Genomic DNA, 12,554 nt, shown 5'->3' with positions numbered 1-12,554 from the left:
AACGATGGCCAGCGCGCAGGCAACGAACTCGCCTGCACCAGACGCAGGCGAGCACCTTGGGTAGTACGGCTGATTTGGCATTCGGGTCCCGTGCTGCGCGCAGACTACCCCGCGCGGCTTACCGCCATCGGGGTGAGCGCTGGAAGCTTTCGGGTCGTTCAGGCACGCCTGAAGACCCATTGCTCGCAGGGCCAGAGGTCAATGCTACTTTTGCGCGCCAGCCCTCAGCCACGCTACGACCTCATGGAGACGCGTACTGTTCGAGCCCTTGAGCAGCACTACGTCCTTGTCGACAAGCTCTTCTTGAAGTGCAAGCTTCAATTCGTCAAGCGAATTCGTGTAGCGCCCACGGCGTGCAGCCGGCAACCGTTCCCAGAAGTCGGTATAGAGCTTGCCCATGACATAGACGCGATCGATCCCGCAACGCTCGACCACTGCAGCCAGGTCGGTATGAAGCAGCGACGCCTGGGGACCGAGCTCCGCCATCTCGCCCAGCACAGCGACTCGTCTGGCTGCATTCTTCATGTCCCGCAAATGTTCCAGAGCGGCCTGCATCGAGCCGGGATTGGCATTGTAGGCATGGTCGACAATGGTCACGTGCCGTCCGTCGAGCGTCAGCTCAAACTCCTCGCCGCGGCCGGACAGGGCAGCAAAGCGTGCGATCCGTTCGAGCGCAGGTTCGAACGGATAGTTGAGCGCCGAGACAGCGGCAAGTACTGCCAGGCTGTTCAACGCCATGTGCAAGCCTGCGGCCCCGATCGGATAGGTGATATCGCGCCCTCTAATACGCGCATCGACCCGCTGCCCCGACACGTCATGATCCACCAATTGAAACTCGCTCTCGGCAGTCGTGCCATAAGTAAAGATTTTCAGATCCCGTTCGATGGCCGCCTGGTAGACGGTATCCCATTCCAGCATGTCACGATTGAGCACCACGACACTTCCCGCAGACATGCCAAGAAAAAGCATGCTTTTGGTCCGGGCAATATCAGTGATTGTGCTGTTTTTCCCGAGGTGAGCAGGCTGGATGTTAGTGAAAATGCCGACGTCCGGGCGGGCAATGGCCGCGCTCTGTCTCATTTTGCCCACGGCAACTTCCAGGACGACATGAGGGGTGTCCCACTTGATTGACGCAAGATTCCAGCTCACACCTTGGGGAAGGTTTGCGTTGAACGCGCTCGCCGCTGTCGGACCGTAAGCATTGAGGGCGTCAGCCAGCATGGCCACGAGTGTGGTCTTGCCAGCGCTTCCGGTCACCGCCAGGACAGTGCCGCTCATCTGGCTGCGTGCATAGGCTCCCATCGCAAGAATTGCCGCGGCCGTATCTGCGACATGCAGGACCGGCAAATCGGCAAGTTGAGCCTGCACATCAGAATGGCTCGAGATAACACCCGCCGGGCGCGGCTGCATCTGTCGAATGACAGGAACAGGGATCCCCCGGCTTACCTCGCCGGTTCGGGCAACCACGACGTTTCCAGGCTGCATGGCAGGCGCGTAAATGCAAAGGCCGCTCGCCGTCCACCCCAATGGCGGCTGCTTGAGCCACGTCCCCTGCGTGGCCGCCTCGATCAGGGAGGCGTTCCATTCCCGCGCCAGCGTTGAGGATACTGAATGCCGCTGCGACTCCAGATAGTTCAGATAGGCGACAAAACCCGATAGATAGTGCTCGACATCGTCAATGCGGACCCGGAAGGCATGGTGGCGAATGAAGAAGCTGCCGGTGATCCTGCCCGGATTGGCAAAGTACATGGCAAGTTCAGGCCAGAAATGGCCATCTAACAGGCGCTGCGCCCGCGCATGCAGTGCATGGAAGAACTTATCCAGATCGACCTCGGCAAGCAGGTGCTCCAGGCCTGGCTGCTGCTGCATGCGGCTAATCATCTGCTCGGCAGCCGTCATCAATTCAAGCAGGGTTGGAAACGTCGTCACCCTTTCAGCCACGAAATCAAGATAGGTGGCGAAGTTCTGGATTCCAAATTTGTAATACGCTTCCAGTGGCCTGTGACGGGTCAGTTCGTTCACACAATAACTGAGCCAGTGGTCATGCGCCTTCCAGTGTTTTGCCTCGATGAAATGGCCGAACGCCTTTTCTACTGCTGCGAGCCACCTCGCATCGCCAGTCAGACCATAGAGGCGCATCAGGCCGAAGGCCGCTTCGCCATCGTAATAGATGATCCGGAATGCCTGCTTAACCGACAGATCCGGATAGTTCAGCACATGGCTGAATTTGCCGGTGTCCGCATCCTGCATGAAGAGGATGCCTGTTGCGAGCTGTTCTAGCAGAGTCAGATATTCGTCTGAGCCGGTCAGCTGGCTGTATTTGACCAGCGCCAGAAGGCACACGCCGTTGCCACCCAGTTTGACTTCGCCCTGCCGGTCAACCAGAAACGCCGCGCGGGCACCGGACGGCAATTCCGCCGGCATGATGAGTTCATTGACGAGATAATGCAGCGCTGCGTCGATTGCTGTCTTGAGGTCGTTGTCCTGGGTCACTTCCCAGGCTTCGAGCATCGCATAGATCGAACTTGCATGACGCAGGGTGTTGTAAGTGCCGATTTCGCGATCGAAACAGGGATGCCAGCCATAGTGGAAGCGCCCGCCAGGCTGTACCTGGCCGGCCAGATAACGGCTGCCGGATGCGACGAGCGCCCTGACGTCTGCCGGCCGGAGATGTTCGATGATGCGGCGGCCCGCGTTCAGACCAGTCCCGTGCAGAAGGTGTACCTCCGGCGCTTGCAGGCTTGCGAACGCCCCGCGGGTCGAGAACACATTAACGTTTTGCTGATCCTCGAAATTCACGCTGGCAAGCTGGTGCCGAATGGCGGCATACCGTTCGAAGTTCTTTGTGTTCACAACCGCATGCGTCTGTGCCGGGCCGCCATACAGCATGGCATTGCCATTCAGTTCGGTCTCCAGAAAGGCATGCCTGAAATTACTGTCCAGCGACAGGCCGCAACGAAAATAACTGCGCCGGGTCTGTTCGAGGCGGCCCCGCAGTGCCTCCCAGGTCATGCCTTCAACGCTGGTAACCCAGTCCACCCGAAGCCACTGGACGACCAGTCCGGCCGCGCCGGCAGCCTGCGTCACCTGCTCCATGCCTGCGTCCCAGGCCTCGGCAAATGTCGTCGCCGTTGTGGTCACGACGTCGGCCCGCCGCTGCCCGTCGCTCCATGAAAAGAACAGGACAAAGGGCGGCCAGGACGCCGCAAGGGGATTGACCTGCGGTTCAACGACGGAGCGCAATCGCGCGAATAATGCGGCGAAGCCTGTGGGGTGGGGACGCGCGTGCTCAGACGGGGTAGATGTCATGTGGTTTTACCCTCGGGTAGAGGCAGCCAGCACGCCTGCGGCCAGATACCTGGCGACGATGTCTCGTCTGGCCGCAGACATTAAAATCTTACCGAACACGATTTCGCTCTTCAGTATATACATTTGTTGTTCGAGATTTTTGCAGGGGCACGATCCGCGTGGATCGAAAGACTCATGCTCTGCACTCCGGCAAATTCTCCAGCCGCCAGGATCTGCATTTCAGCAACTGCAACTAATCCGTTGCAGCCTGGAGATCTGACTACGCCTGACAGTGCCCTTCATTTTGAAGATTCGTGTCTATCGGCGTTGTTCCGGTAGCCGTGAGCGCTCGCTGCCACTGCTCGATGAACTCACGTTTGCTCGATCGGGACGCAAACACGAACTCATTGAGCTTCCCGTTAAAACATACCTGATCCCTGTCGCGCAACTCTGCTTAGGCGAGCAGCACATTGATTGCAGGAATCTCTGTTTGTCTGGTCATCGCGATACTCCCCGTTCTCGGAAGGCCCTCACCGTTTGCCTGGACATGCGGTAAAGGCCGGTAGGTACGCGACCTTCCCGATTCAGGAAGATCGCGCCTCAGGGCTCAACATCAGGGCTCAGCATCCCCCCATGCCTTTATCGGGCCGGGCCCGACAGACTCAGTTGCACCACCACCCGGCGGTTGGGCTCATTGCAGGCAATCTTCTGCTGCATCGTGCCGCTGCAGTCGGCGACCACCGGATCGGAATTGCCCGCGCTTTCCGCGGTGATCTTCTGCGCCGGAATACCCTGCTCGATCAGCATCCGGCGAACCGTCATCGCACGCTGCTCGCCAAGCTTCTGCGCCGCCGCCGCCGAGCCGATCAGGTCCGCGTGGCCGATCACCGTCACGGCTTGCAGCGAGGTGTTTTCCCCGCGAATCTGCTCAGCCAGATGTGCAATTGCCGCATGGCCTTTGACAGTCATGTCGCGATTGCCAGACTTGCCGAAGGCGAACAGCGTGTCGCCCTTGAGCGTGTATTCTTTCGCCGCGACAGGCTGCGCCACCGGGGCTGACGTCACCGGGATCGACGCAGGGTCACACGCCTCCACTGCCGATGCGCGGGAAAGCACGTGCATCTGGGCGCGCATGCCTTGCAACTGGGCTTCGGCTTCGTTGCGCGGCACCATGATCGGTGCGTCATTGCTGCCAGCCGGCCTGACCTTCACGAAGTAGGTCATCCCGCCCTTCAGTTCAGCGCGGGATCCACCGGTGGTCTTGCCTGTGTACAGCGGCGCATCGTGGATGTACGCACCCAGCGTGTGTTCGCCCGGCTTCACGCAGAAGATGCTGTAGCCGTTAGGCAGCAACGCGGTCTGCAGCTCGCCATCAACGTAGACGTCAGCGGCGGCCGAACGACCCGCCCCGGCCGATGCGTCACGGTAGTAGACGATCTGCGCCTGCTGCGGGCCGACCTGGCCAACCGGCGCGTAGGTCTGGCCGAATACCTTGCCCGGCTGTGTGCCGGCGCCGGCCATCGGTCCGGCACCGGATGCGCCTGCCCGGGTAGCCAGCGACTGCTGGTTGGAGAAAGTGTGCTGTGCGACGGCGGGCAAGATGCCGGCTGTCACGAGCAATGCGCCTGCGAGCGCATGCTTCAGGGTTTTATTGAAAGTCATGTTAGTTCACCAAAAACGGTTCCCCGCACCGCCTGAAGCGGTTCAGGGGACCTGGTCAAATGATTGGTCAAGTCCAGGGTCCGCGACGCAGGTCATGCGTCGCGGACCATCCGGAGTTCAGTGGTTAAGCAGCGTCGTATCGACACCGTGCTGTACCAGCAGTTCGGCGCTCAGACCCGAGTGGTAGAAGACGTCATACGCGACGCCGTCCACGGTCGTGGTGCCAGACTGCTGCATCCAGTTGCCGACGTCCCAGTCGTCCCGCAGCAGGTCGGACAGGTTGACCTTGTCGCCCGCATTGCCCTTGACCATCATCTGCGTGCGACCATCGGCGATGAACAGGTTCTGGCCGCCCTGGTCAAGCACATCGCCCAGCGACAGCTTCAGCGTGTTGTTGCCGCTGCCGGTGATGTCCACCACTTCGACCGATGACATCCTCACGTGAACGTTGCTCAAGTCCAAGGTCTGGCCTGCACCTGTCAGCTTCAACGTGTCGATGCCGCCGTTGCCTTGGAGAATGTCACTACCCCCCGGATGGCTGTCGAAACTCCTCACGTCATCCAGGATGAATGTGTCGGCTCCGCCCGTGCCGACGTAAAAGCCCGCCTCCGGGCCTATGTGGAAGATATGCATCTCTGTCGTATCGATGGGACCTTTCCCGACATAAGCGGAGCAATTTCCAGCCTCATCAACCATCCGAACTCCCCATACAGCGCCTGATTGAATTGCGAGCTGATCGACCTGATCTAGCGGCCAACCTCCTCTACCCTCAGCGAGCCTCTCAGCGCTCACGTATTGAAATATGACATGGTCGCCCATGAGAATGCTGACGGAATCCCCCACCTTGGTTCCCGCAGGCAGTTTGTAGCTGATGACCCCGGCCTCATAGCTGACCCCATCCGGTATGGCTGGGGCAATCTGATCAAGCGTTACATCTTGCGATACGATTTTGCCAATATTACCGGCCGCATCGATCACGCGCGTTTGGATCGTCCAGGAGGCGTTATGTGTCGTATTGTCCTGGAACACCCAGCGGTTCCCGTTGACCAGCGCATCCTGCCAGGTCTTTCCGCCGTCCAACGACACCTGAACCTTCTCGTTAGCCGCGAGTGATGCCGTCAGACGGCCAACTACGTAGCGCCCGGCCGAACCATCATTGGTCAAGAAGTCGGTCGACAAGAGGCCAGCGTCCTTGCCCATATACGAGATGGACGGCTGAGCACCCGGCGCCACCGTGTCTACGGTCACGTTCCACGAACCCGCCTCCGCACTGACCTTGCCGGTCGCCGGATTCGTCGCGGTCGCCGTGAAGCTGTGCGATCCGTCAGCCAGGTTGGTTGACGGCGTAAAGCTCCACTGACCGCTGCCGTTCGCCACCGTCGTACCCAACAGCCTGCCGTTCTCGTACACCGAGACGGTCGAGCCCGCTTCGGCCGTACCCTGAATGGTTGGCCGAGCGTCGTCGGTGACCCCGCCCTTGGCCACCGCACCCTGGATCGCACCCACGTCGTCAGTCACCGTAGTGATGACCGGTGCTGACGCGCCGGTATCCACCGTGACCGGCCAGGCCGTCGACTCCGCACTGACCTTACCGGTCGCCGCGTTCGTCGCGGTCGCCGTGAAGTTGTGCGACCCGTCAGCCAGGTCGGTTGACGGCGTAAAGCTCCACTGACCGCTGCCGTTCGCCACCACCGTACCCAACAGCTTGCCGTTCTCGTACACCGAGACGGTCGAGCCCGCTTCGGCCGTACCCTGAATGGTTGGCCGCGCATCGTCGGTTACCCCACTCTTGGCCACCGGACCCTGGATCGCACCCACGTCGTCAGTCACCGTAGTGATGACCGGTGCTGGCGCGCTGGTATTCACCGTGACCGGCCAGGCCGTCGACTCCGCACTGACCTTACCGGTCGCCGCGTTCGTCGCGGTCGCCGTGAAGTTGTGCGATCCGTCAGCCAGGTCGGTTGACGGCGTAAAGCTCCACTGACCGCTGCCGTTCGCCACCACCGTACCCAACAGCTTGCCGTTCTCGTACACCGAGACGGTCGAGCCCGCTTCGGCCGTACCCTGAATGGTTGGCCGCGCGTCGTCGGTTACCCCACTCTTGGCCACCGGGCCCTGGATCGGACCCACGTCGTCAGTCACCGTGGTGATGACCGGTGCTGACGCGCCGGTATTCACCGTGACCGGCCAGGCCGTCGACTCCGCACTGACCTTACCGGTCGCCGGATTCGTCGCGGTCGCCGTGAAGTTGTGCGATCCGTCAGCCAGGTTGGTTGACGGCGTAAAGCTCCACTGACCGCTGCCGTTCGCCACCACCGTACCCAACAGCTTGCCGTTCTCGTACACCGAGACGGTCGAGCCCGCTTCGGCCGTACCCTGAATGGTTGGCCGCGCGTCGTCGGTTACCCCACTCTTGGCCACCGGACCCTGGATCGCACCCACGTCGTCAGTCACCGTGGTGATGACCGGTGCTGACGCGCTGGTATTCACCGTGACCGGCCAGGCCGCCGTCTCCGGACTGACCTTACCGGTCACCGTGTCCGTCACGGTCGCCGTGATGTTGTGCGATCCGTCGGCCAGATCTGTGGACGGCGTAAAGCTCCACTGACCGCTGCCGTTCGCCACCACCGTACCCAACAGCTTGCCGTTCTCGTACACCGAGACGGTCGAGCCCGCTTCGGCCGTACCCTCAATGGTTGGCCGCGCGTCGTCGGTTACCCCACCCTTGGCCACCGGGCCCTGGATCGGACCCACGTCGTCAATGACTTTGTCAACCGACGGTGCGTCCGGCGCGGCCGTTTCCACGATCACGGTCCACGGATCCGACAAATTATCCGTGCCCTCCACGCTATCAGGGTAATGCGCCCTGAATTCATGCGAGCCATCGGCTAGCACGTGCGGCGTATACGTCCAGTCACCGTTGTTGTCCACGAACACGGCTCCTGCCACGTTACCGTCGATGGTGATAATCACTATCTTGCCCGGCTCACCCTTGCCCACCAGCGTCGGCCTGGCATCGTCGGTCGTATCGCCGTTATTGATCGGCCCCTGAATGGCACCTACGTCATCAATAACTTCGACAATCGACGGCTTGCCCGGCGGCGTCGTGTCCACGATCACCGTCCACGGATCCGACGGCTCGCTTTCGTTGCCCGCCGGATCGCGCTCCACCAGCGTGAACTCATGCTCGCCTTCGTCCAGCGGCGTGTCCGGCGTGAAGCTCCAGTTGCCCTCCTCGTCGACCTGCGTCTCGCCAATCGGCGTGCCGTTGTCGATCACGATGATCGTGTCGCCCGGCTCACCCTTGCCCACCAGCGTCGGCGTCGTGTCGTCCGTGCTCTCGCCATTGCCCACCGGACCCTGGATCGCACCCTCGTCGTCAACGACCTCGTCAATCGACGGCTTGCCCGGCGGCGTCGTGTCCACGATCACCGTCCACGGATCCGACGGCTCGCTTTCGTTGCCCGCCGGATCGCGCTCCACCAGCGTGAACTCATGCTCGCCTTCGTCCAGCGGCGTGTCCGGCGTGAAGCTCCAGTTGCCCTCCTCGTCGACCTGCGTCTCGCCAATCGGCGTGCCGTTGTCGATCACGATGATCGTGTCGCCCGGCTCACCCTTGCCCACCAGCGTCGGCGTCGTGTCGTCCGTGCTCTCGCCATTGCCCACCGGACCCTGGATCGCACCCTTGTCGTCAATGACCTCGTCAACCGACGGCTTGCCCGGCGGCGTCGTGTCCACGATCACCGTCCACGGATCCGACGGCTCGCTTTCGTTGCCCGCCGGATCGCGTTCCACCAGCGTGAACTCATGCTCGCCTTCGTCCAGCGGCGTGTCCGGCGTGAAGCTCCAGTTGCCCTCCTCGTCGACCTGCGTCTCGCCAATCGGCGTGCCGTTGTCGATCACGATGATCGTGTCGCCCGGCTCGCCCTTGCCCACCAGCGTCGGCGTCGTGTCGTCCGTGCTCTCGCCATTGCCCACCGGACCCTGGATCGCACCCTTGTCGTCAATGACCTCGTCAACCGACGGCTTGCCCGGCGGCGTCGTGTCCACGATCACCGTCCACGGATCCGACGGCTCGCTTTCGTTGCCCGCCGGATCGCGCTCCACCAGCGTGAACTCATGCTCGCCTTCGTCCAGCGGCGTGTCCGGCGTGAAGCTCCAGTTGCCCTCCTCGTCGACCTGCGTCTCGCCAATCGGCGTGCCGTTGTCGATCACGATGATCGTGTCGCCCGGCTCACCCTTGCCCACCAGCGTCGGCGTCGTGTCGTCCGTGCTCTCGCCATTGCCCACCGGACCCTGGATCGCACCCTCGTCGTCAATGACCTCGTCAATCGACGGCTTGCCCGGCGGCGTCGTGTCCACGATCACCGTCCACGGATCCGACGGCTCGCTTTCGTTGCCCGCCGGATCGCGTTCCACCAGCGTGAACTCATGCTCGCCTTCGTCCAGCGGCGTCTCAGGCGTGAAGCTCCAGTTGCCCTCCTCGTCGACCTGCGTCTCGCCAATCGGCGTGCCGTTGTCGATCACGATGATCGTGTCGCCCGGCTCACCCTTGCCCACCAGCGTCGGCGTCGTGTCGTCCGTGCTCTCGCCATTGCCCACCGGACCCTGGATCGCACCCTCGTCGTCAATGACCTCGTCAACCGACGGCTTGCCCGGCGGCGTCGTGTCCACGATCACCGTCCACGGATCCGACGGCCTGCTTTCGTTGCCCGCCGGATCGCGCTCCACCAGCGTGAACTCATGCTCGCCTTCGTCCAGCGGCGTGTCCGGCGTGAAGCTCCAGTTGCCCTCCTCGTCGACCTGCGTCTCGCCAATCGGCGTGCCGTTGTCGATCACGATGATCGTGTCGCCCGGCTCGCCCTTGCCCACCAGCGTCGGCGTCGTGTCGTCCGTGCTCTCGCCATTGCCCACCGGACCCTGGATCGCACCCTTGTCGTCAATGACCTCGTCAACCGACGGCTTGCCCGGCGGCGTCGTGTCCACGATCACCGTCCACGGATCCGACGGCTCGCTTTCGTTGCCCGCCGGATCGCGCTCCACCAGCGTGAACTCATGCTCGCCTTCGTCCAGCGGCGTGTCCGGCGTGAAGCTCCAGTTGCCCTCCTCGTCGACCTGCGTCTCGCCAATCGGCGTGCCGTTGTCGATCACGATGATCGTGTCGCCCGGCTCACCCTTGCCCACCAGCGTCGGCGTCGTGTCGTCCGTGCTCTCGCCATTGCCCACCGGACCCTGGATCGCACCCTCGTCGTCAATGACCTCGTCAATCGACGGCTTGCCCGGCGGCGTCGTGTCCACGATCACCGTCCACGGATCCGACGGCTCGCTTTCGTTGCCCGCCGGATCGCGTTCCACCAGCGTGAACTCATGCTCGCCTTCGTCCAGCGGCGTCTCAGGCGTGAAGCTCCAGTTGCCGTCCTCGTCGACCTGCGTCTCGCCAATCGGCGTGCCGTTGTCGATCACGATGATCGTGTCGCCCGGCTCACCCTTGCCCACCAGCGTCGGCGTCGTGTCGTCCGTGCTCTCGCCATTGCCCACCGGACCCTGGATCGCACCCTCGTCGTCAACGACCTCGTCAATCGACGGCTTGCCCGGCGGCGTCGTGTCCACGATCACCGTCCACGGATCCGACGGCTCGCTTTCGTTGCCCGCCGGATCGCGCTCCACCAGCGTGAACTCATGCTCGCCTTCGTCCAGCGGCGTGTCCGGCGTGAAGCTCCAGTTGCCCTCCTCGTCGACCTGCGTCTCGCCAATCGGCGTGCCGTTGTCGATCACGATGATCGTGTCGCCCGGCTCACCCTTGCCCACCAGCGTCGGCGTCGTGTCGTCCGTGCTCTCGCCATTGCCCACCGGACCCTGGATCGCACCCTCGTCGTCAATGACCTCGTCAACCGACGGCTTGCCCGGCGGCGTCGTGTCCACGATCACCGTCCACGGATCCGACGGCTCGCTTTCGTTGCCCGCCGGATCGCGTTCCACCAGCGTGAACTCATGCTCGCCTTCGTCCAGCGGCGTCTCAGGCGTGAAGCTCCAGTTGCCGTCCTCGTCGACCTGCGTCTCGCCAATCGGCGTGCCGTTGTCGATCACGATGATCGCGTCGCCCGGCTCACCCTTGCCCACCAGCGTCGGCGTCGTGTCGTCCGTGCTCTCGCCATTGCCCACCGGACCCTGGATCGCACCCTTGTCGTCAATGACCTCGTCAACCGACGGCTTGCCCGGCGCATCCTGATCAGCATCAGCATCGGCATCCGCATCGGCATCCGCATCCGCATCCGCATCCGCGTCCGCATCGGCATCGGCATCGGCATCGGCATCGGCATCGGCATCCGCATCCGCATCCGCATCCGCATCCGCATCAGCATCCGCATCCGCATCCGCATCCGCATCCGCATCAGCATCAGCGTCAGCATCCGCATCAGCATCCGCATCCGCATCCGCATCAGCGTCCGCATCGGCATCCGCATCGGCGTCAGCATCAGCATCAGCATCAGCATCAGCATCAGCATCAGCATCAGCATCAGCATCAGCGTCCGCATCGGCATCCGCATCGGCGTCAGCATCCGCATCGGCATCCGCGTCGGCGTCGGCATCCGCATCGGCGTCAGCATCAGCATCAGCATCAGCATCGGCATCCGCGTCGGCGTCGGCATCCGCATCCGCATCCGCATCCGCATCGGCATCGGCATCGGCATCCGCATCCGCGTCGGCATCAGAATCAGCGTCAGCGTCCGCATCGGCATCAGCATCGGCATCGGCATCCGCGTCAGCATCGGCATCGGCATCCGCATCGGCGTCGGCATCCGCATCCGCATCCGCATCCGCATCCGCATCCGCATCCGCATCCGCATCCGCATCCGCATCGGCGTCAGCATCGGCATCAGCATCCGCATCGGCGTCGGCATCCGCATCCGCATCCGCGTCGGCATCAGCATCAGCATCAGCATCAGCGTCGGCGTCCGCATCGGCGTCAGCATCCGCATCCGCATCCGCATCCGCGTCGGCATCGGCATCGGCGTCAGCATCCGCATCAGCATCAGCATCAGCATCAGCATCAGCATCCGCATCCGCATCGGCGTCAGCATCCGCATCCGCATCCGCATCCGCATCCGCATCGGCGTCAGCATCCGCATCCGCATCCGCGTCCGCATCCGCATCAGCGTCAGCATCCGCATCAGCGTCAGCATCCGCATCCGCATCCGCATCCGCATCCGCATCCGCATCCGCATCGGCGTCAGCATCCGCATCCGCATCCGCGTCCGCATCCGCATCAGCGTCAGCATCCGCATCAGCGTCCGCATCGGCGTCAGCATCCGCGTCGGCGTCGGCGTCGGCGTCGGCGTCAGCATCCGCATCGGCGTCAGCATCCGCATCCGCATCCGCATCCGCATCCGCATCCGCGTCGGCATCGGCGTCAGCATCCGCATCCGTGTCCGCATCCGCGTCCGCATCGGCATCGGCGTCGGCATCAGAATCAGCGTCAGCGTCCGCATCGGCATCAGCATCGGCATCGGCGTCAGCATCCGCGTCCGCATCCGCATCCGCATCCGCATCCGCATCCGCATCAGCATCAGCATCAGCGTCAGCATCCGCATCCGCATCCGCAT

3 protein-coding genes are annotated in these 12,554 nt (G+C 62.8%); all 3 read right to left on the bottom strand.

Features of this window, described 5'->3' with window-relative positions; all coding sequences use genetic code 11:
- Positions 1-204 precede the first annotated feature (204 nt).
- A complete protein-coding gene (locus OKW44_RS36180; RefSeq protein ID WP_018417434.1) occupies positions 205-3,309 on the bottom strand; it encodes a UDP-N-acetylmuramoyl-tripeptide--D-alanyl-D-alanine ligase in 3,105 nt (1,034 codons plus the stop codon).
- A gap of 618 nt (positions 3,310-3,927) precedes the next feature.
- A complete protein-coding gene (locus OKW44_RS36175; protein WP_280785178.1) occupies positions 3,928-4,950 on the bottom strand; it encodes an OmpA family protein in 1,023 nt (340 codons plus the stop codon).
- Between the two features lie 117 nt (positions 4,951-5,067).
- A complete protein-coding gene (locus OKW44_RS36170; protein ID WP_280785177.1) occupies positions 5,068-11,112 on the bottom strand; it encodes an Ig-like domain-containing protein in 6,045 nt (2,014 codons plus the stop codon).
- Positions 11,113-12,554 lie beyond the last annotated feature (1,442 nt).

Origin of the sequence: Paraburkholderia lebeckiae, assembly GCF_050436325.1 — a bacterium.
Lineage (GTDB): Bacteria > Pseudomonadota > Gammaproteobacteria > Burkholderiales > Burkholderiaceae > Paraburkholderia > Paraburkholderia tuberum.
The sequence above is the reverse complement of the archived record's forward strand: the minus strand, read 5'-3'. Positions and strand labels throughout refer to the sequence as shown.

Excerpts from the sequence above, each read along its gene's own strand:
- OKW44_RS36180 (WP_018417434.1), bottom strand. The coding sequence starts at position 3,309 with ATGACATCTACCCCGTCTGAGCACGCGCGTCCCCACCCCACAGGCTTC.
- OKW44_RS36175 (WP_280785178.1), bottom strand. The coding sequence starts at position 4,950 with ATGACTTTCAATAAAACCCTGAAGCATGCGCTCGCAGGCGCATTGCTC.